The organism is Duganella sp. Root198D2 (assembly GCF_001428585.1).
GTDB lineage: Bacteria > Pseudomonadota > Gammaproteobacteria > Burkholderiales > Burkholderiaceae_D > Rugamonas.
In genome coordinates this window covers 207,348-233,654 of record NZ_LMIC01000048.1, presented here as the reverse complement: position 1 = coordinate 233,654, position 26,307 = coordinate 207,348, and the positions used below count along the sequence as shown (strand labels likewise).

Below are 26,307 nucleotides of genomic sequence, written 5' to 3'. Positions count from 1 at the left end.
GTCGGGGCTCCTCGAATGGCTGCAACAGCCAGAAGCAGCTTATTTCAGGTGGTCGGAAATCAGCTTGGTCATTTCAAACATGGAAACCTGGGCTTTGCCGCCGAAGACAGCTTTCAGCTTGTCGTCCGCATTGATCATGCGGCGGTTTGCGGCGTCCTGCAGGTTCAGTTTCTTGATGTAGTCCCAGACTTTCTTGGTCACTTCGGTGCGCGGCAGCGGTGCGGAACCGACTACGGCGGACAGTGCGCTCGATGGCGTCATCGCCTTCATGAAGGCTGCGTTAGGTTTACGTGCGGCTGGTGCTGCTGCTTTCTTTGCTGCTGGCTTGGCTGCTGCCTTGGCCGGCGCAGCTTTTTTGGCTGCTGGCTTGGCGGCGGCTTTCTTTGCTGCTGGTGCTGCTTTCTTGGCTGTTGCCATATTCGAGCCTCCTTAACAAACAAATGGATAATTGCGCAATACTATCGCACGGCTAATATTGGCGGGGGTTTGCAGCTTGTGCAAGTGTTTTTGTGGGTTTTTTAGGGGAAACAAGACTTAAACACAAAAAAAGCCGCCCGAAGGCGGCTTTTTGCGGCTTGGCGGGGCTTAGCGCATGCCCGGCATCATGCCTTTCATCGAGCGCATCATCTTCATCATGCCGCCGCCCGAGAGCTTTTTCATCATGGTCTGCATCTGTTCGAACTGGGCCAGCATGCGGTTTACTTCCTGCACCTGGACGCCGGCGCCGGCTGCGATGCGGCGCTTGCGGGCCGCCTTGATCAGTTCCGGCTTGGCGCGCTCCTTCGGCGTCATCGAGTCGATGATGCCGACCATGCGGCGCACCTGCTTTTCGGCCTGGTCCATATTGGCGCCGGCTGCCGCCTGCTGGAACTGGGCCGGCAGCTTGTCGAGCAGGCCGGACATGCCGCCCATTTTCTTCATCTGCGCCAGTTGCGCCTTGAAGTCGTTCATGTCGAACCTGCCGCCCGACTTGACCTTGGCTGCCAGCTCGGCCGCCGCCTTGGCGTCGACGTTCTTCTGCGCTTCCTCGACCAGGGCCAGGATGTCGCCCATGCCCAGGATACGGTTGGCCATGCGCTGCGGGTCGAAGGCTTCCAGGCCGTCCAGCTTTTCCGACACGCCGGCAAACTTGATCGGCTTGCCGGTAATGTGGCGCACCGACAGCGCCGCACCGCCGCGCGAATCGCCATCGAGCTTGGTCAGCACCACGCCGGTCAGCGGCAGCGCGTCATTGAAGGCCTTGGCGGTATTGATCGCGTCCTGGCCCAGCATGGCGTCGACCACGAACAGGGTTTCGATCGGCTTGACCGCGCCGTGCACGGCGGCGATCTCTTTCATCATCTCTTCGTCGATACCGAGGCGGCCGGCGGTGTCGATGATCAGCACTTCATGGTGGTGCTTCTTGGCCCAGTCCAGCGCGGCCAGCGCGATGTCGACCGGCTTGTCCTGCGCGGTGGAGGGGAAGAAATCGGCGCCGACCTGGCTGGTCACCGATTGCAGCTGGGCGATAGCGGCAGGACGATAAACGTCGGCCGATACGGTCAGCACTTTCTTTTTCTTTTGCTCTTTCAGGTACTTGGCCAGCTTGCCGACGGTGGTGGTTTTACCCACGCCCTGCAAGCCCGCCATCAGGATGATGGCCGGCGGCTGTTGGGCAAAGGAGAGCTGCGAGGCTTCCGCGCCCAGGTCCGCGCCCATCAGGGCGCCCAGTTCGCGCTGCACCACGCCGACCAGGGCCTGGCCCGGGGTCAGCGAGGAAATCACTTCTTCGCCGAGGGCTTTTTCCTTGACCTTGGCGATGAATTCGCGCACGGCCGGCAGGGCGACGTCGGCTTCGAGCAGCGCCATGCGCACTTCGCGCAGCATTTCGGCGGTGTTGGCTTCGGTCAGGCGGGCCTCGCCGCGCATCGTCTTGACGACTTTGGCAAGGCGCGTAGTCAGGTTGTCTAGCATTGGTGGCCTACTAATAAAGAGTGGTGCGATATGCGGAAAATCCCGCCATTCTACCTTAGTAGCCGGCGTCGGCGGCAGGCGCGGACGGTGACCGCCGGTCTCTCACAAAATGTCACTATCGTGCACAAATTTGCGAAATAAACAAAGTTTCTTCTTGACAAGACATGCGGCCTCCATGCATCTTGTTCATAAATTAATTTTATGGATGAACTTGTGCAAACGCTGGCCGTTCCAGAGCTGATCAATATTCTCGCGCCCGGCCGGCGGCGCGCACTGCGCCATTGGCGCCCCGCGGCGCTGCTGCTGGCGGCATGCATCGCGCTGTACGGCGGATGGCAGCTGGCGCGCCCCGCTGTCGTCAACCAGTTGGCCGCGGCCTTTTCGCCGGCGCTGGAAGACCAGCTGGGGCAGGGCATGCTGCGGCAGTTGGAGATGCAGGCGCTCAAGCCGAGCGAACTGGCGGAGACGCACCGGGCCCGCATCAGCGCGGCCTTCACCAGCCTGCAGGCGCCGCATGAGGGAGCGCCGCGGCATCGCCTGCTGTTTCGCAGCAGCCGGCTCGGCGCGGCTGCCTTCACGCTGCCTTCGGGCGACATCATCCTGACCGACAGCCTGGTGCTGGCGCTGCCCGACGATGGCGCAGTGCTGGCGGTGCTGGCGCATGAACTCGGCCACCAGCAGCAGCGCCACATGCTGCGCCGTCTGGCGCAGGAAGCCATGCTGCCGGCCGCGGTCGGCGTGGTGCTGGGCGATACCAGCTGGCTCGCTGCCAGCATGGCGGCGCGTGCGCCGCACCTGGAGTGGCCCCAGCAGGCCGAAATCGAAGCCGATAAATATGCCGCCGACCTGCTGGAACATAACGGCTTGTCCTTGCGCCTGCTGACCGAAGTGCAGGAAGCGCTCAGCGGCGCCAGCGGCACGGCCGGCGCCGAGCGCGCCTACCTCGCAATCCATGCGCCGTGCGCGGAACGGCTGGCGCAACAGCTCGAACGCAGCGCGCTTTAAGCGACCCTGCCTTCAATGTATGATGGGCGCGCGGCCGCGCAGGCCAACTATTCACTGAGGAGACCTGGATGAAACTGAAAAGTATCGGCAAGGCGCTAGCCTTCGCGGCGCTGGTGTTGGCTGGGAGCGCGCAGGCGCAGGAAGTGGTGCGGCTCGGGAACCTGAAGTTTGCCCACTACGGCGCCGTGTCGTATATCAAGGAGATCGCACCGAAGTGCGGCATCAAGGTCGAAGAGCGGGTGTTTGCCAAGGGCCTGGACGTGATGTCGGCGGTACTGGCAGGTGAATTGGACGTGGGGGCGACGGCTTCCGAAGCGGCGATTTCCGGCCGCGCCGGCGGTGCGCCGATCTACGTGGTGGCCGGCTTTGCCAAGGGCGGCGCGCGCCTGGTGGGCCGCAGCGACCTGAATCTCAAATCGGTCAAGGACCTGAAGGGCAGGAAAGTCGGCGTGACGCGCGGCGGCATCCAGGAAGTGCTGCTGCTGGCCGAACTGCAGCAGGCCGGCCTGACGGTCTCCGAGCAGCCGGGCAAGGACGTGCAGACTGTGCTGCTGGCCTATGCGGACCTGAACCAGGCCCTGCTCGGCAAGCATATCGACGCCATGATGCAGTCGGAGCCGCAATCCTCGCAGGCCATCAACAAGGGCTACGGCAGCGAGATCCTGAAGCCCTACAACACCCCGATCGGCGAGCCGATCCGGACCATGGTGATGACCGAGAAGTTCTACAAGGAGCGCCGCCCGGTGGCCGAGAAATTCATGCGCTGCTTCGTGGAGGCGACCAAGACCTTCATCGACCAGCCGGCCACCGCCGAAAAATACGTGCGCGAGACCGTGTTCAAGGGCCAGATCAGCAGCGACGATTTCCAGGACGCGATCGGCAATTCGCCCTATTCGTATGACGTGACGCCGGAACACATCCAGGTCACCACCGACACCATGGTCAAGACGGGCGTCGGCAAGATGGCCAAGCCGCCGGTCGCCAAGGACTGGGTCAAGACCGACCTGCTGGAGCAGGCCAAGAAATCGCTGGGCGTCAAATGAAGGTCGCATGGCGCGACGTCGCGGTCGGCCTGGTGGTGCCGGCGGCGCTGGTGCTGCTCTGGCATGTCGTGACTTACCGCGGCTGGGTCAACCCGCAAGCCCTGCCGTCGCCGGAGGCGGTGGCGCGCAAGTGGGTGGAATACCTGCTGCCGCTGCAACCGTATGACGGCAACGGCAGCCGGCTGGCGTGGGCCTTCTCGGGCGAATTGATCCACGATGCGATCGGCAGCATGTACCGCGTGCTGCTTGGTTTCGCCATCGGCGGCGGGCTGGCGCTGCCGCTGGGCCTTGCCATGGGCGCCAGCGCCCACGCCTACCGCCTGTTCAATGTGCTGGTGCAGATCATCCGCCCGGTGCCGCCGATCGCCTACATCCCGCTGTCGATGCTGTGGTTCGGGCTGGGCAACCCGCCGGCCATCTTCCTGATTTCGCTGGGCGCCTTCTTCCCGGTGCTGATCAACACCATCGCCGGCGTACGCCAGGTCGACGGCATCTACCTGCGCGCGGCACGCAACCTGGGCGCCGCCGGCCCCACCATGTTCCTGCGCGTGATCCTGCCGGCGGCCGTGCCTTCGATCCTGGCCGGCGTGCGCATCGGCATCGGCACCGCCTTCATCGTGGTGATCGTGGCGGAAATGGTGGCGGTGAACAATGGCCTGGGCTTCCGCATCAGCGAGGCGCGCGAGTACTTCTGGTCGGACAAGATCATTGCCGGCATGATCAGCATCGGCCTGCTGGGCCTGGCGATCGACGTCGCCATGGACCGCCTGAACAACCACCTGCTGCGCTGGCATCGCGGCCTGGAGAGCTGAATGAGCGCTGCACATATCGAAGTCAAAGGCGTCAGCAAGGTATTCGGCACCTCGGTGGTGGCGCTGCAGGACATCAACCTGGAGATCCCGCGCGGCCAGTTCGTCTGCCTGCTGGGGCCTTCGGGCTGCGGCAAGTCGACGCTGCTGAACGCCATCGCCGGCTTTTCGCCGCCCACCAGGGGCAGCATCGTCGCCGACGGCAAGCAGGTAGCCGAGCCGGCGCCGGAGCGCGGCATGGTGTTCCAGGAGTACGCGCTGTTCCCGTGGATGACGGTGGCCGACAACGTGGCCTTCGGCCTGGAGATCAAGGGCCTGCCGAAGGCGCAGATCGCGGCTACCGTGGAGCAGCTGCTGAAGACTCTGTCGCTGCAGGACTTCCGCCACCGCTTCCCGAAAGACCTGTCGGGCGGCATGCGGCAGCGGGTCGCGATTGCGCGCGTGCTGGCGCTCGATTCGCCGATCATGTTGATGGATGAACCATTCGGCGCGCTCGATGCGCTGACCCGGCGCGACCTGCAGGACGAGCTGCTGCGTATCTGGGACGAGCAGAAAAAGACCATCATCTTCGTCACCCACAGTATCGAGGAGGCGATTTACCTGGCCGACCGCATCGTGGTCATGACTTACCGCCCCGGCACGGTCAAGCGCGACATCCTGGTCGACCTGCCGCGCCTGCGCGACCCGTCGGCCCCGGAATTCAATGCCTTGAAGCGCGAGCTGGGGCAGTTGGTGATGGAAGAACAACAACGCCACCATAACGACGAGTTGCGCGCAGCCGCTGTGGATTGACGGCAGTGTTAAACTTACTGGATGCAAACTTACTTCCTGCTCGCAGCAACGCTGCTTTACCTGATTTGTGGTTTCCTCCCGTCGCGTAAATCCGTGCCTATCGCCGCACTGACGGCCGGCGCGTGGCTGCTGCACGGCGCCGCGCTGTGGGTCGACGTGATGGTGCCCGGCTCGCTGCGCATCGGTTTTGCCACCATGCTGTCGTCGGCGCTGTGGATTTCGGTCGGCGCCTACTGGCTGGAGAACCAGAACTTCCCGCTGGACGGCCTGCGCCGTATCGTGATGCCGGTGGCCGCCCTGGCGGTGGCTTTGCAGGCCGGCTTCCCCGGCGCGCTGATCCCGACCGCCGGCCGCTCCACCATGCTGGGCTGGCACATCGCCATCGCCACGCTGGCCTACAGTACGCTGACCATCGCCGCTTTCCACGCCGTGCTGATGGCGCTGCAGGAGTCGCGCCTGCATACCCGCAGCGACAGCCCGGGCTTTTTCGCCGCGGCGCTGGACCAGCTGCCGGCCCTGCTGACCATGGAAAAGCTGCTGTTCCGCCTGATCGGCTTCGGCTTCGTGCTGCTTAGCCTGACGGTCCTGTCGGGCATTGTGTTCAGCGAAGAATTGTTTGGCCGGGCGCTGAAGTGGGACCATAAATCGGTCTTCACCCTGCTGTCCTGGGTCCTGTTTGCCGCCTTGCTGGCCGGCCGTCATTTCCGCGGCTGGCGCGGCAAGACCGCCCTCAGCTTCACGCTGGCGGGATTCGCGACCCTGCTGCTGGCCTATGTCGGCAGCCGTTTTGTCCTGGAAGTGGTTTTACATCGAGGTTTGGCATGACACGAATCCTGTTCTGGCTGGCGCTGGTGTTCCTGGTCATCGCCGCCATCCGCAGCAAATTGCGCAAGATGAGCGGCCCGCAGCAAGGCGGCCCGGCGCCGGCGCCGCAGCAGCCGCGTGCGGCCGACCCGCAGCAGGCTGAGAAGATGCTGCAATGCGCCCAGTGCGGCGTGCATTTCCCGGCCTCCGAAAACGTCCCGGCCAATGGCCGCGACTACTGCTGCGCGGCGCACGCCCCGCATTAAGCCACAGCGTGTTTGCCCGTCTCCACACCCTCTCGGCCGCCTCGCGCGACACTTTCTGGCGCTCGCTGAAAGCGCTGGGCGCGACCCGCATTGTGATCGCCCTGGTCTTGCTGCTGTATTTCAGCGCCGGCCGGCTGTCGACCCCTGAACTGTCGGCCCAGGTATGCAGCGCTTACCTGCTGGCGGCCGCCGCGATGCAGTTGCTGGCGCTGCGTTGGCGCCGCCACTTCATGCTGCAGCTGATGTCGCAGGTGGCCTGCGACCTGACCTGTATCTCGCTGCTGTACCTGGCGTCCGGCGGGCTGCGCTCCGGCCTGGCCATCCTGTACCTGTTCCCGCTGGCCGGCTGCGCCATCCTGGCGCCGCTGGTGCTGTCGCTGTTCAGCGCCTCGCTGGCCACGCTGTTCATGCTGGCCCACAGCACCTACCTCGCCATTTCCGGCGGCGAGTCGCAGGTGCTGCAGGCCGGCCTGTACGGCGTCGCCTGGTTTGCCGTGGTGCTGATCGTGAACCGCATGGCGGCGCGCCTGATCGGCCAGGAAGAGCTGGTGGCGCAGCGCGGTATTGAAATCGGCGTGCAGCAGGCCGTCAACCGCCTGGTGATCGCCCATTCGGCCGACGGCATCGTGGTGGTGGGGCCGGACGGCACTATCCATATGAGCAACCCGGCGGCGCAGCAGATGCTGGGCGGCGCCACGCAGATGCTGGACGGCACGGCGCTGCAGCCGCTGGCAGTCGCCTACGAGGCCTGGCGCAGCGACCCGCAGCAGGCCAGCGCCTTTATCACCATCAAACCGTTCGACGACCCGGAACAGGAGGATTTGACAGCCGCCTGGAATTCACGGCGCGACGTGGCGCTGCATTTGAAGTTGCGTTTTGCCGCCGCCGACACCAACGGCCTGGATGTGGAGCGCAACGTGATTTTCCTGGAAGACGTCACGGGCATCGAGGAAAAGGCGCAGCAGCTCAAGCTGGCCTCGATGGGCCGCCTGACAGCCAGCATCGCGCATGAAGTGCGCAATCCGCTGTCGGCGATCGGCCACGCCAATTCGCTGCTGGAAGAGGATTTGCAGGCGCCGGTGCACAAGCGCCTGCTGAAGATCATCAGCGACAATGTGGCGCGCGTGAACCGCATGGTGGAAGACATCCTGCAGCTCTCGCGCAAGGCGCAAAGCCACCACGAACCGATGGAGCTGGAAGCCTTCCTCAACGAGCTGAAGGCGGAGTTCGACGAGACCCATAAGCTGGAGCGCAAGATCGTGTGCCTGGGCGGCATGCGCCAGGTGATGGTGCGCTTCGACCCCTTGCACCTGCGCGAAGTGCTGATCAACCTGCTCAACAACGCGGTACGCTATGCCAGCGGCACGCCGGCCAGTATCCGCGTCTTCATCGTGCAGGTGGCCGGCCGGCCGCTGGAATTGCACGTGCAGGACGATGGCCCCGGTATTTCGCCGCAGGTGCGGGCCCACCTGTTCGAGCCGTTTTATACAACATCGAGCAAAGGCACGGGCCTGGGCCTGTATCTGGCGCGCGAATTGTGCTTGAATAACGAAGCCATGCTGGATTACGAGCACCGTTTCGAAGCCAGCGTGACAGAGGGCGGCGCGCGCAAGTCGAGCGGCCGCTTTGTAATTACATTTGCGAAAAACACATGACTTCTCCACGTGTCCTGGTCGTTGACGATGAAGCCGACCTGCGCGAATTGCTGGAAATTACCCTGCTGAGGATGGGGCTGGACGTGGACAGCACCGAAACCCTTCAGCAAGCGCGCCAGCTCTTTGCCGAAAAAGATTTTCAACTGGTGCTGACCGACATGCGCCTGCCGGACGGCCTTGGGCTGGACCTGGTGCGCGAGGTGTCGGCCAGCGGCAAGAACATCCCGATTGCGGTGGTCACGGCCTTCGGCAGCGCTGAAAATGCCGTGGTGGCGCTGAAGGCGGGTGCTTTCGACTATGTCAGCAAGCCGGTGCAGCTGGAGCAGTTGCGCATCCTGGTGCAGTCGGCCTTGAAGGTCAGCGACAGCGCCCCTGCGGCGGCCCCGGCGCGCGGCCAGCCGCAAAGCCGGCTGCGCGGCGGTTCCGCTGCGATCCAGGCCCTGCGCGCCCAGATTGCCCGGCTGGCGCGTTCCATGGCGCCGATTGCCATCAATGGCGAATCGGGCAGCGGCAAGGAACTGGCGGCGCGCGAAATCCACGCCCAGAGCTCGCGCGCGGACAAGCCCTTTATAGCCGTCAACTGCGGCGCCATACCGGAAGCGCTGATGGAGGCGGAGTTCTTCGGCTACCGCAAGGGCGCTTTTACCGGCGCGGCCGACGAGCGCGATGGCTTCTTCCAGGCTGCCAATGGCGGCACCCTGATGCTGGACGAGGTGGCCGACCTGCCGCTGGCCATGCAGGTCAAGCTGCTGCGCGCGATCCAGGAGCGGCGGGTGCGCAAGATCGGCGCCACGGCCGAAGAGCCGGTCGACGTGCGGATCATCTCCGCCACCCACAAGAACCTGGAAAAGCTGGTGGAGCAAGGCCTGTTCCGGCAGGATTTGTTCTACCGCCTGAACGTGATCGAGCTGCGCCTGGCGCCGCTGCGCGAACGGCTCGATGACCTGGATGAGCTGGTGGAAGCGATCCTGGCGCGGCTTGGCAGCTTTGAGCACAAGGTGGTGCTGGCGCCTGGCGTGCTGGATGTATTGAAGGGCTATTCTTTCCCGGGCAATGTGCGGGAGCTGGAAAATATCCTGGAGCGCGCGCTGGCGTTCTCCAACGATGGCGTGATCTCGGCGGAAGACCTGGCGCTGAAGGGCGGCAGCCTGGCCCCGGCCGCGCCAACCGCCTCACTGGCCGCCGCGCCAGCGGCTGCGCCGGCCGCTCCCGCCGGCCCGGCAGCGGGCCAGCCGGCCAGCCCGCTGCCCAGCACGCCAGCGGCGGCAAGCGTGGCGGCCGAAGCCCCGCTAACGGAGGCGCCTGCCGGTGAGCCGGCCATGCCGCCGTTGCCGGTGTTCGACGTCCTGCCCAGCAACCTGCCGGCCTACCTGGAGGCAGTCGAGCGCGACATCCTTACCCGCGCCCTGGCCCAGACCAATTACAACCGCACCCAGGCCGCCCAGCTGCTGGGCATCAGCTTCCGCCAGCTGCGCTACCAGATGCAGAAGCTGAACATCCAGGATCCGAGCTAGCCAATCGGGCGGCGGGGCAGCCGCCGCCCGATTGGTCTATAATCCCGGTCCGCCGCTAAAAACCCCATCTTTGCTGTAGCGTTTTCGCCAACGCACAACTCTGTGCTGCGTTGCAACATTGCTTATTAAATCAGCAGCGAAAAAGCAGTGTTAGTGCTTGCTCACCGTCGATCGCCTGTAGCGATGGGGGATATCAAAAGTCAATAAGAAATCGTGGTCTAAACGAAAAAATTTCACCTTGTACGATCCGGATCCCGTCACTACAATTAGTGGACAGAATTCGATGGTTCACTAGATATAGTGGTCATAAACAAATACTGAATACGCGGAGCATAAATGCAATCTAATCAAGATATTTCCACCACGCAGGCGCCTCACGTGCCTGTTTCCGCTGGCGAAACTGCCGGCGGCGTCGCTGTTTCCGCTAGCCAACTGGCCGACTACCGCATCATCCGCCGCAACGGCGCCGTGGTAGCTTTCGAGCCATCCAAGATTGCCGTGGCAATGACCAAGGCTTTCCTGGCAGTGAACGGCGGCCAGGGTGCGGCTTCCGCCCGCATCCGCGAACTGGTGGAAGAATTGACCCAGAAAGTGGTGACCGCGCTGATGCGCCACCAGCCAACCGGCGGCACCTTCCATATCGAAGACGTGCAAGACCAGGTTGAACTGGCCCTGATGCGCTCCGGCGAACACGATGTGGCGCGTTCCTACGTGCTGTACCGCGCCAAGCACATGGAAGAACGCCGCCTGAAGAAAGAAGCTGCCGGCGCCGCCGCCGCCGCTGAACCGCAGATCAACGTCACCGAGAACGGCGTTGCCCGTCCGCTGGTGATGCAGGAAGTGCGCGACCTGATCGGCGCCGCCTGCAAGGGCCTGGAAAAGCACGTCGATGCCGACGCCATCCTGGCCGAAACCGTGAAAAACCTGTACGACGGCGTGCCGGTCGAAGAACTGCACAAGTCCGCCATCCTGGCTGCCCGCGCGCTGATGGAAAAGGACCCTGCGTACTCCCAGGTGACCGCCCGCATCCTGCTGCACACCATCCGTAAGGAAGTGTTCGGCAAGGAAGTGCCGCAAGCCGGCGCCGCCGCTGCCTACATCGAGTACTTCCCGCAGTACATCGCCAAAGGCATTGCCGCTGAACTGCTGAACGAAGAACTGGGCAAGTTCGACCTGGCCAAGCTGGCCAAGGCCCTGGTGGCCGACCGCGACCTGCAGTTCGGCTATATCGGCCTGCAAACCCTGTACGACCGCTACTTCCTGCACGTGCGCGATGTGCGCATCGAAATGCCGCAGGCCTTCTACATGCGCGTCGCCATGGGCCTGGCCCTGAACGAAAGCGACCGCGAAGCGCGCGCCATCGAGTTCTACAACCTGCTGTCGACCTTCGACTTCATGTCGTCGACCCCGACCCTGTTCAACTCCGGCACCCAGCGTTCGCAGCTGTCCTCCTGCTACCTGACCACCGTGTCCGACGACCTGGAAGGCATCTACGACGCCATCAAGGAAAACGCACTGCTGGCCAAATTTGCCGGCGGCCTGGGCAACGACTGGACCCCGGTGCGCGCACTGGGCGCCCACATCAAGGGCACCAACGGCAAATCGCAAGGCGTGGTGCCGTTCCTGAAAGTGGTGAACGACACCGCGGTGGCAGTGAACCAGGGCGGCAAGCGCAAAGGTGCAGTCTGCGCCTACCTGGAAACCTGGCACATGGACATCGAGGAATTCCTCGACCTGCGCAAGAACACCGGCGACGACCGCCGCCGCACCCACGACATGAATACCGCGAACTGGATTCCGGACCTGTTCATGAAGCGCGTGATGGAAAAATCGCACTGGACCCTGTTCTCGCCGTCCGAAACGCCTGACCTGCACGACAAAGTCGGCAAGGCCTTCGAAGAAGCCTACGTCGGCTACGAAGCCAAAGCCGCTGCCGGCGAAATCCGCGTGTTCAAGAAGATCGAAGCGCTGGACCTGTGGCGCAAGATGCTGTCGATGCTGTTCGAAACCGGCCACCCATGGATCACCTTCAAGGATCCGTGCAACATCCGTTCGCCGCAGCAGCACGTGGGCGTGGTCCACAGCTCGAACCTGTGCACCGAGATCACCCTGAACACCAACGAAGACGAAATCGCCGTCTGCAACCTGGGTTCCGTGAACATGCCTGCCCACATGAAAGAGGGCAAGATCGATCACGTCAAGCTGCAGAAGACCATCCGCACCGCAATGCGCATGCTGGACAACGTCATCGACATCAACTACTACGCAGTGGAGAAAGCACGTAACGCCAACATGCGCCACCGTCCGGTCGGCATGGGCGTGATGGGCTTCCAGGACTGCCTGCACATGATGCGCGTACCGTACGCCTCGATGGAAGCGGTGCAGTTCGCCGACACCTCGATGGAAGCCGTCTGCTACTACGCCTACCTGGCGTCGACCGAACTGGCCGAAGAGCGCGGCAAGTACGAGTCGTACGAGGGTTCCCTGTGGTCGCGCGGCATCCTGCCGCAAGACTCCGTGCGCCTGCTGGCGGAACAGCGCGGCGGCTACCTGGAGCAGGACCTGTCGTCCGCGATGGACTGGACCCCGGTACGTGAACGCATCGCCAAGTTCGGCATGCGTAACTCGAACTGCGTAGCGATCGCCCCGACCGCCACCATTTCGAACATCATCGGCGTGTCGGCTTGCATCGAACCGACCTTCCAGAACCTGTACGTGAAGTCCAACCTGTCCGGCGAATTCACCGAGATCAACGCCTACCTGGTGCGCGACCTGAAAGCGCGCGACCTGTGGGACGAGGTGATGATCGCCGACCTGAAGTACTTCGACGGCTCGCTGAGCAAGATCGACCGCGCACCGCAAGACCTGCGCGATATCTACGCCACCGCGTTCGAAGTGTCGCCAAGCTGGCTGGTGGAAGCCGCATCGCGCCGCCAGAAGTGGATCGACCAGGCCCAGTCGCTGAACATCTACATGGCAGGCGCATCCGGCAAGACCCTGGACGAAACCTACAAGCTGGCATGGCTGCGCGGCCTGAAGACCACCTACTACCTGCGCACCATCGCTGCATCGCACATGGAGAAGTCGACTTCCCGTACCGGCGCCCTGAACGCCGTGTCCGCGAACGTGCCGGACGCCCCGGCGGCAGTAGCTGCCGAGCCAGATGGCGCCGCCTGCTACCTGCGTCCTGGTGACGACGGTTTCGAGGAATGCGAAGCCTGCCAGTAATACAATAGATACATCGTTAAAACCGGCAAAGCAGTGTCAGACCCGCAGGGTCTGACACTTGCTGAGCAAAGTTCGCGGCTTGAAAAGTATCGCCGGCCGTTGAGCAGACGGTGTCTGACCCTGCGGGTCAGACACCGGTTTACCGGTTTAAAAAAGTAAATCAAAGAGGAAAAAACAAATGCTATCCTGGGACGATGAAGCCGCGGCCGCCCCGCGCCAAACCCCACCACAGGGCGCCACAGCCGAAGCCAGCGCCGACCAAGTCGCACTGCGCGTGAACGCCGACGACAAGCGCGTCATCAACGGCCAGACTGACGTCAACCAGCTGGTCCCATTCAAATACAAATGGGCCTGGGACAAGTACCTGGCCGGCTGCGCCAACCACTGGATGCCGCAGGAAGTGAACATGCAGCGCGACATCGAGCTGTGGAAGAACCCGAACGGCCTGTCCGAAGACGAGCGCCGCCTGGTCAAGCGCAACCTGGGCTTCTTCGTTACCGCCGACTCGCTGGCCGCCAACAACATCGTGCTGGGCACCTACCGCCATATCACCGCTCCCGAGTGCCGCCAGTACCTGCTGCGCCAGGCGTTTGAAGAAGCGATCCACACCCACGCCTACCAGTACATCGTCGAGTCCCTCGGCCTGGACGAGCAGGAGATCTTCAACGCCTATAACGAAGTAGCGTCGATCCGCGACAAGGATCAGTTCCTGATCCCGTTCATCAACGTGCTGACCGAACCGACCTTCAAGACCGGCACCCTGGAGACCGACCAGCAACTGCTGAAGTCCCTGATCGTGTTTGCCTGCCTGATGGAAGGCCTGTTCTTCTACGTCGGCTTCACCCAGATCCTGGCGCTGGGCCGCCAGAACAAGATGATGGGCGCCGCCGAACAGTACCAGTACATCCTGCGCGACGAATCGATGCACTGCAACTTCGGTATCGACCTGATCAACACCATCAAGCTGGAAAACCCGCAACTGTGGACCCCGGCCTTCAAGGAAGAGATCAAAGCCCTGTTCCTGGAAGCTGTCGAACTGGAATACCGCTACGCCGAAGACACCATGCCACGTGGCGTGCTGGGCCTGAACGCAGCCATGTTCAAAGGCTACCTGCGCTTTATCGCTAACCGCCGTGCGACCCAGATCGGCCTGGAAACCCTGTTCGACCAGGACGAGAATCCATTCCCATGGATGTCGGAAATGATCGACCTGAAGAAGGAACGTAACTTCTTCGAAACCCGCGTGACCGAGTACCAGACCGGTGGCGCGCTGAGCTGGGATTAATCTCGCATCGTCGTCCGATGCCATTCGTCATGTGATGAATCCAAAAGGCCTCTTGGTGAGAATCAAGGGGCTTTTTTTACGATCACGTACGCATTGTTTCTGCCAACTGCCAGCGCGTTTCACCTGGCAGGAGCAGCCAGACGTGCTTCCAGGCGTTGCGCGTACAACCCGCTAACTGGTTCACTAATTGTGCAGGCGATACTTCTGCGCCGTTGTGATGAATGTGATCGCCATCAACAGTGGCGTGAAAAATCTTGCGCCGTATCGCGATGCGGATCCTCGTGCCGGACGGCAGGAAAAGTGATTTCCATTGATAGCCTCCTTTCAGCACATCACCATCGTTGGTCAGTGCAGTATTTTGCTTTGCAATCCAGTCGGAGATAGCGCGGCCAGCGACGTCGGCAAGTTCCTCGGTCACGCGCCGGCCGTCGAGGAATTCGCTAAGATCGTTGAAGGTTTGAAACGGTACCGGTATGTCGATCAACTCTCTCGTTTTCGGCTCCTTGGCAACACTACGCTTAAACCTGCTCGATTCGTCACGAAGTGGCTAAAAGTTGCTTATTGCCGCCTCGATTGCGCTCATTTGATGCTCGTTTTTTCACGAAACTGCTCATTTTTGCTTAACGTTGCTCAGGCCATGGCGTGAATCTTGCTGGGCCAATACGAGCGGAATTAAGCAAAATCGAGGCAAAAAGTGCAGTGAACGAGCAGAAATGTGCAGCAAATAAGGCACAATTAGCAGCCATATGAAACTTCGAGCAGGATTGAGCAGCTTTAAGCACGGCGCCCAGAAAAGGACTGGGTGTACACAGGAGATCGGACAGCGCCATCGGGAGCAAAGTTCCTGATCAACGTCAATGAATTCGAATACGTAGGGCTGAGCGTGCGGCAAGCAGGATATCCCCGTTCCGATCCACTGCGATGGAGCGAATCCATGTTGAGCACTGCTCCGTTGGAAGCCGTACCAGGCCGGGCAGGGGACCCTCCGGTGTTCCGATGAGCGTTGTGACTTCGCCGGAAGCTGTCACTTTGCGGACGGCGCAGTCCTGGTCCACCACCAGGAAATCGCCGTTATGGTCGGCAGTGGCTGCCGTCGGTCCACAGAAGCGCGCGTTTTCGCCGCTTCCATCAACCATGCCGCACTCGCGGGGTTTTCCCGCAAGATGCTTGAGTTGCCCATCTTCGAGCAGGAAGACCGCGCCGTCGTTGTCGACGACCAGTACCTGGCCTCTTTTGTTTACAGCTATTCCATCGATAGTGGGGATCTGGTTGCCGTCATAGGAGTGCTCCGAGTTACGCAATAAAGTCCGTTGTCCGCTGGCGTCTACTTTCCATATTTCGCCAACTAGCCCTGCGGTGAGGTAGATGCTTCCATCGCCGTCCACTGCGAGACCCGTGATAGAAGAGTGGATGCGAATTTTTTCGATTGCTTCCGCCTGTGTGAGCAAACCCACCACATGGTCCAGAATGCAGCCGTCGCCATCCGCGCCATTGCTTGCGTAGACATTACCCAGCCTGTCTATACCTACGAAGTCTGGAACGAGAAGCGATGCTACGACTTCGAGTTCGGGACTCGTTCCGTTGAGGCGAAATACCTTGCCTTCGCCATTGAAAATCAAGTAGACCGAACCGTCGTCGGCGGCGGAAATCGCTGTGGCGTAGCCATCTCGTTCGGCAATCGTTTCGATGGTCGGCTTGGGCGGAAGCGGGGCGGGCCGCGTGGCGGGGCCGAAAATGCTTGCGACCGCCAGCACGGTGGCAAGGCCGATGTAGCAGGCAGCAAGTTCAACTCGGGTGCGCACGGCTGAAATAAAGCCTTCCTTAACTTTTGTATAATTACGCGCCTATTAATATTGCCACTATACAACATGGAAGAAGCAACCACCACAGAACAGCCAAAGCGCGCCCGGAAACTGGGCCGCATTGCCGTCTACATCTTTGCCGCAGTCGGCCTCCTGTTTTCGGTGTTCATCGCCGTCATGGCGCTGCGCGAACCGCCGCCGGAAACCCACACCATCGACGCCGCCGAAGCCATCGAAGGCGTCATGACGCGCAACTATGGCAAGTACTCGGAGACCCAGCGTGGCTGGCTCTATGTCGATGAGGAAAGCCACAGGACCTATCTCGTCACAGTGGTACAGCAGAAGAAAGTCGAGGGCAAGGAAGGCGACGAGCTCTATCTGGTCGCCAGCGGTAATGCCGTCGAATCGAACAGCGGGTCGGACTCGTTCTACGGCGTTTTCCAGCTGCGCTACCGTGACGGACAGCTCTACGAATACAGCGACCCGCGCCGTCCCAGCGGCGTCGATCCGGTTACTCCGGAACGGGTGCATTTTGAAGCCTTGAGCGCCCATGTGTGGGGCTGGGTGGTCAAGACCATCTCCACCGAAACCGGCGAGGGCGAAGAGTTCACCACCACGCAGAACGTCGTCCTGGCACCGCGCAACGAACAGATCGCCGTGCTGACCGAGTTCAATGCGGCTTTCCAGGTCATCGGGGCAGGCGATTGCAAGGAAACCGAGCGCCGCTACGCCGAGTGGGAAAAGGCACAGGGTGAGAAGAAGGCTGCGCCAGCCGAGGGAGATGGCGCGGCGGAAACCGTCGCCGAGGAAGAGGGCGATGCCGAAGAATTCGTGCCGCCGCGTTGCACCCAGCTGGCATGGTCTTATCGTACCGACCCGGTGACCGATTCGACCTTCACCCCGCTGTACATCACGCGCAAGCCTGGCATGCAGGGCGGCGCCCAGACCGAGGCGAAAACCTGGAAAGTGATGTTCGATCCGAAAAGCTACACCTACCTGATGCCGGAAGAGCTGAAGAACGTCGGCTCGTGAGCCGCAGCGGCGCCTAACGGAACTGGGCCAGGATCCGCGCGAGCGTGCCGTCCCTGATGGCGGCCGCGATGGCGCGGTTCGCTTCTTCCAGGCTGAGGTGCCCCTTGCGTGAGACCGCGCAGCGGGTGGTGAAACTTGCCGCGGGCAGGGGCGGATGCAACTGCAGCGGTATGGTGCGCAGGCGCTGCCGGTACTCGAGCACGCCGCGCGCAATCAAGATGTGGTGCACTCTGCCGCGCGCGAGTTTCTCGAGGTTGGTTTCCATATTGGGCGAATCGTCCCGCACAAAGCCTGCACCCAGGATTTTTTCGATTTCCGGGTGCTGGTAGCCGAGGATGGTGCCGATGGCCTGTCCGCTCAGCTCAGCAATGGAGTGCGGTTGCGGCTGGCTGGCAGCGGTGACCAGCACTTCCTCCGCCGTGAACACCGGCTCCGTCCATAGATAATCCCCTTCGATCCATTGCGGCGTATAGCCGCACAGGATGTCGGCCTCGCCTTGCTGCAGCGCCCTGGCAATGCGCTTGCGCGGCAGCAGCAGGAACCGCAGCTCGCGCCCGCTGCCGCGCGCCAGCGCCTCTCCCAGCATTTTGTGCACGCCGTCCACCAGGCGGCCATTTTCAATGCGCGACATGGGCATATCGGCGGCACGGTCGACCAGCACGACCAGCTCGCCGCACCATCCGTATGGTGCAGACAGCAGCAAGCTGGCGAGTGTGAGCAGGCGCAACGATTTCATACGGAGCAGTCGCGAGGGTACAGATTGAGTTGTACAGCATTGTGTGCAATGATGACACGCAAATTGACATGAAGGAATCCATGCTGCTACGCACGTTTTTCTGTCTTTTCCTGCTCGCGCTTAGCCCGCTGGGCCACGCCCAGCAAATGGCGGCGCCACCGGCCAAAACGCAGGCAGCGGCTGCGCGGCTCGCTGTCGGTAACCGGACCGTATTCGTGTTCCGCGCAATGCTGAGCGGCTATTCCCCACAAGACCGTGCCGAGGCTGCGGATAAGCGCCTGGAACGCGCGCTCGCGCAAGGCGGGCCGCAGCAGGCCAGCATTCGCTCGATTGCCGAAGGCACGCAAGTCCTGCTCGATGGTTCACTGCTGTTCCTGGTGTCGCCCGGCGACGTCAATGCCCTGGCAGGCGATACCACCGATCTTCTGGCCCATGAAAGCGCGGCGCAACTGGGCAAAGCACTGTTGGAACGCCGCGAGCAACGCAGCCCTGCCTACATTGCTCAAGCACTTGCCCTGTGCGCCCTGGCCAGCGCTGCGCTGGCCTTTTTCCTTTGGCTGCTCGCTGCACTGCGCCGCCAGGCCCGGCGCCGGCTGGAGGCGATCCTGGGCCGGCGCCTGGCGCAGGTCCGGGTGCGCAACGTGCGCATACTGGACGCCGAGCACCTGGTCCATTTCATGCGGCTGGCCATGGACGTTGCGGTCTGGTTCCTTGGATTGCTGGCGGCATATGTCTGGCTGGCCTTCGTCCTGGCGCGGATTCCTTTTGCACGCAACTGGGGCGAGCGCCTGCAGCAGTTCCTGCTCGATACCGCGGCAGATATCGGCAGCAATGTTGCCGGCGCCATTCCCGGCCTGCTGCTGGTGGCCGTGATTGCAATCCTGGCCCGCCTTGCCAGCGCTACGCTGGCTTCCGTGTTCAAGCGCATCGAAAGCGGCGAGCTGCATTTCGGCTGGCTTGATCGCGATACGGCCGTGCCCACGCGCCGGCTGGGAACCGTGGTGATCTGGCTGTTTGCGCTGGCCATGGCCTACCCCTACCTGCCCGGCTCGCACACGGCGGCATTCCAGGGCGTGACGGTGCTGGCGGGGCTGATGCTGTCGATCGGCGCGTCCAGCATCGTCGGCCAGGGCGCTGCCGGCCTGATCCTGATGTACACGCGAGCGCTGCGCAAGGGCGACTATGTCAGCATCGGCGAGGTGCAGGGCACCGTGCTGGAGTCGGGGATCTTCGATACCCGTGTGCGCACTGGCTTGGGGGTGGACGTGGCAATGCCCAACGCCTGGGTGCTGTCGAATACGATCAAGAATTACTCGCGCGCCGTGCCGGGCGCCTACGTACTCGATACCACCGTGACGATCGGCTACGACACGCCCTGGCGCCAGGTCTACGCAATGCTGGAGGAGGCGGCTGCGACAACCGAAGGCATTGCTGCCGAACCGCGGCCGTATGTGATCCAGAGCGCACTGTCCGATTTTTACATCGAATATAAGCTGGTCGCATGTTCGGTGTTGAGCTCGCCCAGCAGCCGTGCCGGGCTGATCAGCCTGCTGCACCAGAAGGTGGTCGACGTCTTCCATCGCGAAGGGGTCCAGATCATGTCGCCGCACTTCACGCAGGAGCCTCGGCAACCGCATATCGTAGCGCCCATGAAATAGGGCAATGGCCATGCGCTTTCGTGCCCTCATCTTCGCGGTCCTGTGGATCTTGAGCGCCGCTATGGTTTGGGCCGGGCCGCCGGTGGCGATTCGCGTTACGGCGCCAGTCGATTCCGAACCCAAGTTCGTGTTGCAGGGGACTGCGGTCGCCGGCAGCTGCATCGATATATTCCGGGCAATCGAAAGGCTGGATCCTGGGCTCAAGTTTGTCGGCGACCGGCAATGGATGCCGCTCAAGCGCATCGAAGCACTGATTGCCGGACGCAAGCTTGAGGCGGATGGCGTGGTCCTCGTTAACGCAGGAAGCGGGGCGATTGCGGCGCTTAAAACAGCCGGCAACCTGAAGCTAGACAGTACGGCCAATACCAGCGCACAGAACATCGACAAGCTGCTGGCGGGCAGGGGGCGCTTCTTCTATTACCGCATTCCCGGCCTGGATGCGGAAATCAGGAAGGGCGGGCATGGACGCCAGGTGCGGCTGCTGCCCGCGGTCTTCGACACGCAGGTCTTTTACATGGTGCTGGGACGGCATCTCGACCAAGAGACCGAGGGCAGGATCGCGCTGGCGCTAAGCCGGCTTGACGAGCATGGCGACCTGAAACAAATCGCGGAAAAGTGGTCCGCTTACTGATGGTGGTATGATGAACGGCCAATTACATCATGTTGTGATATAACAATGCCGTCTCCACCAGATTCGCTGGCCAAGGCCGACTTCATGGCCCTGTCCGAATTCCGCTACCAGATGCGGCGCTTCGAGCGCTTCTCCGAAAACGCCGCCCAGGCCGAGGGCATCACGCCGCTGCAGTACCTGCTGCTGCTGCATATCAAGGGCTTTCCCGGGCGCGACTGGGCCACGGTCGGCGAGCTGGCCGAACGGCTGCAGGCGCAGCAGCACGGCGTGGTCGCCTTGCTGGGCCGCTGCGAGGCGGCGGGGCTGGTGCAGCGCCGCCCCCATGTGCAAGACCGGCGCCGGGTCGAAGTCCACCTGTTGCCTGCCGGCGAAGAGGTGCTGCTGCGCCTGGCGGCCATCCACCGCGCCGAACTGCAATCGCTGCACGGCGTATTCACTGTTCCCAACCTGCCGCAAAAATGATGAAACCGTACGACCCGCGCCGCGACTTCAGCGGCGACGCGCGCCTGTTGCAGATCGGCGCCATGGCTGCCTTTATCGGCATGCTCAGCACAGGCACTGCCTGGCTGCTGCTGAAAGCGATTTCGCTGTTCACCAACCTGTTCTTCTTCCAGACCCTGTCGACCGCGCCGCAATCGCCGGCGGCCCATGCGCTGGGTCCCTGGGTCATTGCGGTGCCGGTCATCGGCGCGCTGGCGATCGGGCTGATCGCGCGCTATGGCTCGGAGCAGATCCGCGGCCACGGGATCCCGGAGGCGATCGAGGCCATCCTGTTCAAGCGCAGTGCGATGTCGCCCAAGGTGGCGCTGCTCAAGCCGCTGGCATCGGCGATCGCGATCGGCAGCGGCGGGCCGTTTGGCGCAGAGGGCCCGATCATCATGACGGGTGGCGCGGTCGGTTCCTTGTTCGCCCAGCATTTCCATTTGAGCGATGCCGAGCGCAAGACCCTGCTGGTGGCGGGCGCGGTGGCCGGCATGACGGCCGTCTTCGGCACCCCGATTGCAGCGCTGCTGCTGGCGGTTGAACTGCTGCTGTTCGAACTGCGCCCGCGCAGCCTGCTGCCGGTCGCCATTGCCTGCGCCGTGGCCGGCTTCCTGCGGCCGCTGCTGATGGAAGCCGGCCCGCTGTTCCCGCAGCAAAGCCCGGTGCTGCCGCCGGTGGCTTTGCTGTCCTGCGCTGTGGCCGGCGTGCTGTGCGGCGCCATGGCGTGGCTGCTGTCGACCGCCCTGTATCGCGTGGAAGACGGCTTCCATAAGCTGCCCATTCACTGGATGTGGTGGCCGGCGCTGGGCGCCCTCGCCATCGGCATCGGCGGCTATTTCCAGCCGCGCGCACTGGGTGTCGGCTACGACGTGATCGGCGACCTGCTGCAAAACCATCTGGCCGCCGGCGTGGTGGCGACTCTGCTGGTGGCCAAGGCAGTCATGTGGCTGATCGCGCTTGGTTCGGGCACCTCGGGCGGCGTGCTGGCGCCTTTGCTGATGCTGGGCGCGGGCCTGGGCAGCGTGCTGGCGCCGTACCTGCCGGGCGGCTCGCCTGCGGTCTGGCCGCTGGTTTTCATGGCAGCCACGCTGGGCGGCATGATGCGCGCACCGATCATGGCCACCGTGTTTGCCTATGAACTGACGCATGACGCCAACGCGCTGCTGCCGGTATTGGCTGCTTCGGTAGTGGCGTATGGCTTTACCGTCATCACCATGCACCGCTCGATCCTGACCGAAAAGATCGCCCGCCGCGGCCACCATATTTATCGCGAATACGGCATCGATCCGCTGGAGCGGCATAGCGTGGAGGAGGTGATGACGGCCACTGCGGTGTCGATCGAGGCCGATGCGCGGGTGGTCGACGTGCTGGCCTCCCATTTCGGGACGTCGCAGCGCCACCGAGCCTACCCGGTCACCAGCAAGGGCAAGGTGCTGGGCATGCTGGATCGTGCGACGCTGGAGCAGGCCAGCCACGCGGTGCACGTGCGCGAACTGTATGGCGTGAACGCCCCGATCGTGGCATTGCGCGGCGAGACTTGCCGCACGGTGGCAGTGCGGCTGGCGGTGCACGGCCTGGAACGCTTGCCGGTGGTGGCCGATGCCGCCAGCCGCCAGCTGGTGGGCGTGATCAGCCGCAGCGACATGATCAAATCCTCGCTTTCACTGGACAACGAGGAGCACCGGCGCCACCGCTTCCGGCGCTTTACGCTGCGCCCCTGATGGCCCCGGGGCTCCGCTAGCTCAACAGTGCGAGCAAATTTCTGCAATGCTGTTATCGTTTTCGTTTTGATAATTATTGCTGCGCAAAAACCCGATGCGGACCGAACTCCTTACCCAGCTTTATGCTGGCGTGGCACAGTTTTCCAGTGCCAGCCGTTTGTACGAACTCAAGCTGGAATCGGAGGGCGAGTATGGCTCCGGCGGCCTGCTGGTGGAAGCCTTCCTGGCCGATGACGCCTTGCAGGAGGTTGCTGCGCGCGAGCTGATCGTGCTCTCCACCAGTGCCGGCATCGCGCTGCAAACGCTGCTTGGCCAGCGCGCTTCGCTGCAGGCCAGCCTGCCTGATGGCAGCCGGACCAACTTCCATGGCTACATCAGCGGCGCCGCCATGCTGGGCAGCGAGGGTGGCCTGGCGCGCTATCGGCTGCGCCTTACCCCGTGGCTCTGGCTGGCGACCCAGCGCCGCAGCAGCCGGGTTTGGCAGGATAAAAGCGTGGCCGACATCATCGATGCCGTCTTCGCGGAATATTCCCCGCACGCCAAATGGCAGTGGAGCGACGACGCGCGCAGCGCCATGCAGTCGGTTCCGCCGCGCAGCTACTGCTGCCAATACCGCGAGTCCGATTACGACTTCGTGCGCCGCCTGCTGACCGAGGAGGGCATCGGCTGGCGCTTCGAAGACGGCGAAGAAGAGCAGACCATGGTGCTGTTCGCCGACAGCACGATCAAAGAAGCCGCGCCGGAAGATGCCAGCAGCGCCGCCGCTGGCGGCTTGCGCTACCACGCCGCACGGGCCGGGGAGCAGCAGGACAGCATCCAGTCGCTGCGCACCGGGCGCAGCTTGATCAGCGGCGCAGTCGCCGTGACCAGCTACGATTACAAAGCCAAGAAGGCGGTCGGCAAGACAGTGCCGACCCGCCTGGACAACTTCGGCAAGCATGCGCATTTGCCCGAGAGTTTCGACTATCCCGGCCAGTATTTTTACGCCGATGGCGGCGAGGCCGAGCGCTATGCCACGCTGCATATGCAGGCGCTGGAAGCGCACAGCCAGCTATGGCAGGCGCGCTCCACCGTGCGTACACTGCGCGCCGGCACCCGTTTCACCCTGACGCAAGGTCCGTTCGATGCCGCAGCCGGCAGCGAGAACTTTGTCGTGCTGCGCGTGGTCAGCGTCGGCGTCAACAACCTGCCGGTGGCGCTCAGGCAGGGGCTGGCCGAATTGTTCGGCCCTGTGCCGGAATTGCTGGAAGACCTGGGCGCGCCGCTGGCCGGCCTGCCGGAGGACTTCAGCGCCACGCTGGAGCAGGCCGCAAGCAGTGGATATGCCAACGGCTTCACGGCGCTGGACGCGGCCTTGCCATGGCGGCCCCTGCACGCCGGCGGCGAAGGGCGCCAGCATGCCAAGCCGACGGCGCTGGGCTCGCAAAGCGCCATCGTGGTAGGCGCCGATGGCAATGACCGCCCAAACGGCGCGGACGAAATCTACTGCGACAGCCTGGGCCGGGTGCGCATCCGCTTCCATTGGCAGGACCAGGCCGATGCTACGTGCTGGGTGCGCGTGGCGCAGCGCCTGGCCGGTGGCGGCATGGGCAGCCAGTTCCTGCCGCGCATTGGCCAGGAGGTGCTGGTGCAGTTCATCGAGAACGACATCGACCGGCCGATCATCGTCGGCGCCCTGTACAACGGCCAGGGCGAAAGCGGCATCGCACCAACGCCGGGCGGCGCCACCGCGCAGCAAGCGTCCGATCACTTCGGCCAGGCGCACGACCACGCCACTTCGGCGCAGGGTAACCTGGTCGGCGGCCATGCCCCCGTATGGCACGGCGCCGGCAGCGGCAGCGGAGCCCACCGCAATGCCTCCGCGCAGTGGGGCGTGCGCAGCAAGGAATTTGGCGGCAGCGGCTACAACCAGCTTGTGTTCGACGACACCGACAGCCAGGGCCGCGTGCAACTGCGCACCACCCAAGCTGCGACGGAACTGAACCTGGGCCACCTGCTCCACAACACTGACAACTACCGCGGCAGCCTGCGCGGCCAGGGAGCAGAACTGCGCACCGATGCCTACGGTGCAGTACGCGCCGGCGCCGGCCTGCTGGTCACCAGCTACAAGATCACACACGGTGCCTCGCAGCGCGAACCGGCTGGCGACAACACTGCAGGCATCGCGATGCTGAAGCAAGCCGTCAAGCTTAGCGAATCCTTCAGCGATGTCGCAGTGAAAAATGGCACCGTGGGCCTGGCCTCCCACATGGGAGCGCACAAAGCCAATGCCAGCGCGCTCGATGAAAAAGAAGCGCCGCTGAAATCGCTGCTCACTGCCGTCTCCGGCATGGTGGGTGACGCTGGCCTCGACGCCGCCCAAGCCGATACAGGCGAGCGCAAAACCGGTACTGGTGCAGGAAAATTGCCGCACAGCGCCGATCCGGTCATCGCCTTCTCCGCCAAGGACGGCCTGTCAATGAGCGCTGCACGCGACCTGCAAATGGCCGCAGGCGAGACAGCAACCGTCATGAGCGGCGCCGACACGCAACTTACCACCGGTGGCCAGATGCGCATCCACACTCAGCAAGCGATTGGCATGCTGGGTGGCGCAGTCAAGGCGGGCGAGCAGGACATCGGCGTTCAGGTTATCGCCGCGCGCGATCCGATCGACATACAGGCACAGGCCGGCGCGATGCTTGTGCAAGCGCGCGACGTGATCAACGTGAAGAGCTCCAACGCACATATCGATTGGGCTTCGGCGAAGAAGATCAGCCTGTCCACTGTTGGTGGCGCAAATATCACGATCGATGGCGGCAACATTACGGTGCAGTGCCCTGGCAAGATCGACATCAAGGCAGGTAAGAAGTCGTTCATCGGCCCGGAGCGCACGGACTACGCGCTTCCCAAGTTCCCTTCGAGCGAGCCTGTTTGTATCGACTGCCTGATCAAAGCTCTTAAATCTGGCGCGCCAGTTGCGGTGGTGTAAATGAAAACAAAGCCAGAATTTTTCGGCCAAGATCGGACGAACATTCCTGCAGTGCGGACGGACTTGCTAGCACTGGCTGAAGCCCAGCCCGACGACCATTGGGCTGCATTGATTGATGCCGCATTTGACTATCCCGCTCCCGACGCTTCGCCGTATTGGAGCCGAGGGATCAATTGCTATGGCGGCCCGGCGTACGAAGGCCTGCGCAAGGCCGCGCCAATACTAGTGCCACTCGATCCGGTCTACGACCAAGCTTTCCTGACTCGACTCTTGCGCCACTGCCACGACCGCCCGATGGTCAGCTTTCTCGCGAGCCGCTTTGATTTGAACACCTTGTGCCAATCGTGGGAGCCATTACATTGGATCACTGCAATCGATCATCAGAAGATGCTGTTGCGATTGGCAGACACCAGAATCCTTGCGGAACTACCGAGGATATTGGAGCCAAGCCAGTGGGCTGCTTTCGCCGCACCAGTGACGCAATGGGCTGTCGTCAATCGTTCCGGCAGGCTGACTCCCCTTCCGTTGCCAGCCCCTGACGCAGCTAAAGCGTCGAGCATTCATCTCCTGCACGAGCAATTGGCCGCTTTGCTGTCGGCAGCCGAGCCGGACAACATCCTGGCACTGATCGTTGACTCGATGTCGGACATACTTCCGCAAGATTTGCCGGGCTCGCGAGCCTATGCGATGGTTTCGGATAGTTGCGCATTGGCGCGCAAGCACGAAGTGACTAACTGGGCGGATGTGGTTTCGCTGTCGGTTGCAGCTTTCCTGACAGAGGGTAAGACAAACCAGAATGAAAGCTTGACCGCATACCTCGCCAGGAAACAGTGGCCACCCGGCGATCTCGGGACAAGTCTGGTAAGCGAGAGCTTTCTGTGATCCGATGCTTGGCGCCGGATCGATGTGCGATTGAAATTGA

22 protein-coding genes are annotated in these 26,307 nt (G+C 62.8%); 17 read left to right on the top strand and 5 right to left on the bottom strand.

What is annotated here, in order from left to right:
• Positions 1-39: 39 nt before the first annotated feature.
• Both ASE26_RS24810 and ffh read right to left on the bottom strand, forming a co-directional pair.
• Positions 40-417 carry an SWIB/MDM2 domain-containing protein gene (locus tag ASE26_RS24810; RefSeq protein WP_055929217.1) on the bottom strand — a complete coding sequence of 126 codons (378 nt, stop codon included), beginning with the start codon at positions 415-417 and terminating at the stop codon, positions 40-42.
• A 168-nt stretch (positions 418-585) separates the two neighbouring features.
• On the bottom strand, positions 586-1,953 hold the full coding sequence (gene ffh, locus ASE26_RS24805; protein ID WP_055929220.1) for a signal recognition particle protein: 1,368 nt from the start codon (positions 1,951-1,953) through the stop codon (positions 586-588).
• Positions 1,954-2,154: 201 nt separating this feature from the next.
• Between ffh and ASE26_RS24800 the strand changes: the two genes are divergently transcribed.
• The 10 genes from ASE26_RS24800 (at position 2,155) to ASE26_RS24755 (ending at position 14,354) form a co-directional block, all read left to right on the top strand.
• A complete protein-coding gene (locus ASE26_RS24800) occupies positions 2,155-2,958 on the top strand; it encodes a M48 family metallopeptidase (protein WP_055929223.1) in 804 nt (267 codons plus the stop codon).
• A gap of 68 nt (positions 2,959-3,026) precedes the next feature.
• Positions 3,027-4,001: an ABC transporter substrate-binding protein gene (locus tag ASE26_RS24795; RefSeq protein WP_057247120.1), complete on the top strand. Its 975-nt coding sequence runs from the start codon at positions 3,027-3,029 to the stop codon at positions 3,999-4,001.
• Complete coding sequence (locus tag ASE26_RS24790; RefSeq protein ID WP_055929229.1) at positions 3,998-4,813, top strand: ABC transporter permease; 816 nt, start codon at positions 3,998-4,000, stop codon at positions 4,811-4,813. The genes ASE26_RS24795 and ASE26_RS24790 overlap by 4 nt, the downstream gene beginning before the upstream one ends.
• Complete coding sequence (locus ASE26_RS24785) at positions 4,814-5,602, top strand: ABC transporter ATP-binding protein (RefSeq protein ID WP_057247119.1); 789 nt, start codon at positions 4,814-4,816, stop codon at positions 5,600-5,602. It abuts the gene before it with no gap.
• 21 nt (positions 5,603-5,623) lie between these two features.
• Positions 5,624-6,427: an inner membrane protein YpjD gene (locus ASE26_RS24780; protein ID WP_055929235.1), complete on the top strand. Its 804-nt coding sequence runs from the start codon at positions 5,624-5,626 to the stop codon at positions 6,425-6,427.
• A complete protein-coding gene (locus ASE26_RS24775) occupies positions 6,424-6,672 on the top strand; it encodes a PP0621 family protein (protein ID WP_057247118.1) in 249 nt (82 codons plus the stop codon). The genes ASE26_RS24780 and ASE26_RS24775 overlap by 4 nt, the downstream gene beginning before the upstream one ends.
• An 8-nt stretch (positions 6,673-6,680) precedes the next feature.
• Positions 6,681-8,327, top strand: coding sequence for a PAS domain-containing sensor histidine kinase (locus ASE26_RS24770; protein ID WP_057247117.1), 1,647 nt, complete (start codon positions 6,681-6,683; stop codon positions 8,325-8,327).
• Positions 8,324-9,841, top strand: coding sequence for a sigma-54 dependent transcriptional regulator (locus ASE26_RS24765; RefSeq protein WP_055929243.1), 1,518 nt, complete (start codon positions 8,324-8,326; stop codon positions 9,839-9,841). The genes ASE26_RS24770 and ASE26_RS24765 overlap by 4 nt, the downstream gene beginning before the upstream one ends.
• Positions 9,842-10,177: 336 nt before the next feature.
• A complete protein-coding gene (locus tag ASE26_RS24760) occupies positions 10,178-13,069 on the top strand; it encodes a ribonucleoside-diphosphate reductase subunit alpha (RefSeq protein WP_055929245.1) in 2,892 nt (963 codons plus the stop codon).
• A gap of 178 nt (positions 13,070-13,247) precedes the next feature.
• The gene (locus ASE26_RS24755; RefSeq protein ID WP_055929249.1) at positions 13,248-14,354 is read left to right on the top strand and encodes a ribonucleotide-diphosphate reductase subunit beta; all 1,107 of its coding nucleotides are present in this window, start codon (positions 13,248-13,250) and stop codon (positions 14,352-14,354) included.
• Positions 14,355-14,436: 82 nt separating this feature from the next.
• On the opposite strand, the gene ASE26_RS24750 is transcribed toward ASE26_RS24755, so the two are convergent.
• Positions 14,437-14,838, bottom strand: a complete 402-nt coding sequence (locus ASE26_RS24750) for a hypothetical protein (protein WP_055929255.1) — start codon at positions 14,836-14,838, stop codon at positions 14,437-14,439.
• A 370-nt stretch (positions 14,839-15,208) separates the two neighbouring features.
• On the bottom strand, positions 15,209-16,156 hold the full coding sequence (locus tag ASE26_RS24745) for a hypothetical protein (RefSeq protein ID WP_055929258.1): 948 nt from the start codon (positions 16,154-16,156) through the stop codon (positions 15,209-15,211).
• A 66-nt stretch (positions 16,157-16,222) separates the two neighbouring features.
• Between ASE26_RS24745 and ASE26_RS24740 the strand changes: the two genes are divergently transcribed.
• On the top strand, positions 16,223-17,188 hold the full coding sequence (locus ASE26_RS24740) for a hypothetical protein (RefSeq protein WP_057247116.1): 966 nt from the start codon (positions 16,223-16,225) through the stop codon (positions 17,186-17,188).
• Between the two features lie 13 nt (positions 17,189-17,201).
• On the opposite strand, the gene ASE26_RS24735 is transcribed toward ASE26_RS24740, so the two are convergent.
• On the bottom strand, positions 17,202-17,924 hold the full coding sequence (locus ASE26_RS24735; protein WP_057247115.1) for an ABC transporter substrate-binding protein: 723 nt from the start codon (positions 17,922-17,924) through the stop codon (positions 17,202-17,204).
• 80 nt (positions 17,925-18,004) lie between these two features.
• On the opposite strand from ASE26_RS24735, the gene ASE26_RS24730 reads away from it, so the two are divergent.
• The 6 genes from ASE26_RS24730 (at position 18,005) to ASE26_RS24705 (ending at position 26,267) form a co-directional block, all read left to right on the top strand.
• Entirely contained in the window at positions 18,005-19,582 is a 1,578-nt protein-coding gene (locus ASE26_RS24730) for a mechanosensitive ion channel family protein (RefSeq protein WP_229208208.1), read from the top strand.
• A gap of 4 nt (positions 19,583-19,586) precedes the next feature.
• Positions 19,587-20,213, top strand: a complete 627-nt coding sequence (locus ASE26_RS24725) for a hypothetical protein (protein ID WP_057247113.1) — start codon at positions 19,587-19,589, stop codon at positions 20,211-20,213.
• A 45-nt stretch (positions 20,214-20,258) separates the two neighbouring features.
• On the top strand, positions 20,259-20,675 hold the full coding sequence (locus ASE26_RS24720) for a MarR family winged helix-turn-helix transcriptional regulator (protein ID WP_057247112.1): 417 nt from the start codon (positions 20,259-20,261) through the stop codon (positions 20,673-20,675).
• Positions 20,675-22,417 (top strand): chloride channel protein, encoded by a 1,743-nt coding sequence (locus ASE26_RS24715; protein WP_055929274.1) that lies wholly within the window; start codon positions 20,675-20,677, stop codon positions 22,415-22,417. The genes ASE26_RS24720 and ASE26_RS24715 overlap by 1 nt, the downstream gene beginning before the upstream one ends.
• A gap of 94 nt (positions 22,418-22,511) precedes the next feature.
• Positions 22,512-25,385, top strand: coding sequence for a type VI secretion system Vgr family protein (locus ASE26_RS24710; RefSeq protein WP_057247165.1), 2,874 nt, complete (start codon positions 22,512-22,514; stop codon positions 25,383-25,385).
• On the top strand, positions 25,386-26,267 hold the full coding sequence (locus tag ASE26_RS24705) for a DUF4123 domain-containing protein (protein WP_057247111.1): 882 nt from the start codon (positions 25,386-25,388) through the stop codon (positions 26,265-26,267).
• Positions 26,268-26,307 lie beyond the last annotated feature (40 nt).

What these genes read in the sequence shown, in the direction of transcription:
- ASE26_RS24810 (WP_055929217.1), bottom strand. Translation starts at nt 417, where the DNA reads ATGGCAACAGCCAAGAAAGCAGCACCAGCAGCAAAGAAAGCCGCCGCC.
- ffh (WP_055929220.1), bottom strand. Translation starts at nt 1,953, where the DNA reads ATGCTAGACAACCTGACTACGCGCCTTGCCAAAGTCGTCAAGACGATG.
- ASE26_RS24800 (WP_055929223.1), top strand. Translation starts at nt 2,155, where the DNA reads ATGGATGAACTTGTGCAAACGCTGGCCGTTCCAGAGCTGATCAATATT.
- ASE26_RS24795 (WP_057247120.1), top strand. Translation starts at nt 3,027, where the DNA reads ATGAAACTGAAAAGTATCGGCAAGGCGCTAGCCTTCGCGGCGCTGGTG.
- ASE26_RS24790 (WP_055929229.1), top strand. Translation starts at nt 3,998, where the DNA reads ATGAAGGTCGCATGGCGCGACGTCGCGGTCGGCCTGGTGGTGCCGGCG.
- ASE26_RS24785 (WP_057247119.1), top strand. Translation starts at nt 4,814, where the DNA reads ATGAGCGCTGCACATATCGAAGTCAAAGGCGTCAGCAAGGTATTCGGC.
- ASE26_RS24780 (WP_055929235.1), top strand. Translation starts at nt 5,624, where the DNA reads ATGCAAACTTACTTCCTGCTCGCAGCAACGCTGCTTTACCTGATTTGT.
- ASE26_RS24775 (WP_057247118.1), top strand. Translation starts at nt 6,424, where the DNA reads ATGACACGAATCCTGTTCTGGCTGGCGCTGGTGTTCCTGGTCATCGCC.
- ASE26_RS24765 (WP_055929243.1), top strand. Translation starts at nt 8,324, where the DNA reads ATGACTTCTCCACGTGTCCTGGTCGTTGACGATGAAGCCGACCTGCGC.
- ASE26_RS24760 (WP_055929245.1), top strand. Translation starts at nt 10,178, where the DNA reads ATGCAATCTAATCAAGATATTTCCACCACGCAGGCGCCTCACGTGCCT.
- ASE26_RS24755 (WP_055929249.1), top strand. Translation starts at nt 13,248, where the DNA reads ATGCTATCCTGGGACGATGAAGCCGCGGCCGCCCCGCGCCAAACCCCA.
- ASE26_RS24740 (WP_057247116.1), top strand. Translation starts at nt 16,223, where the DNA reads ATGGAAGAAGCAACCACCACAGAACAGCCAAAGCGCGCCCGGAAACTG.
- ASE26_RS24735 (WP_057247115.1), bottom strand. Translation starts at nt 17,924, where the DNA reads ATGAAATCGTTGCGCCTGCTCACACTCGCCAGCTTGCTGCTGTCTGCA.
- ASE26_RS24730 (WP_229208208.1), top strand. Translation starts at nt 18,005, where the DNA reads ATGCTGCTACGCACGTTTTTCTGTCTTTTCCTGCTCGCGCTTAGCCCG.
- ASE26_RS24725 (WP_057247113.1), top strand. Translation starts at nt 19,587, where the DNA reads ATGGCCATGCGCTTTCGTGCCCTCATCTTCGCGGTCCTGTGGATCTTG.
- ASE26_RS24720 (WP_057247112.1), top strand. Translation starts at nt 20,259, where the DNA reads ATGCCGTCTCCACCAGATTCGCTGGCCAAGGCCGACTTCATGGCCCTG.
- ASE26_RS24715 (WP_055929274.1), top strand. Translation starts at nt 20,675, where the DNA reads ATGAAACCGTACGACCCGCGCCGCGACTTCAGCGGCGACGCGCGCCTG.
- ASE26_RS24710 (WP_057247165.1), top strand. Translation starts at nt 22,512, where the DNA reads ATGCGGACCGAACTCCTTACCCAGCTTTATGCTGGCGTGGCACAGTTT.
- ASE26_RS24705 (WP_057247111.1), top strand. Translation starts at nt 25,386, where the DNA reads ATGAAAACAAAGCCAGAATTTTTCGGCCAAGATCGGACGAACATTCCT.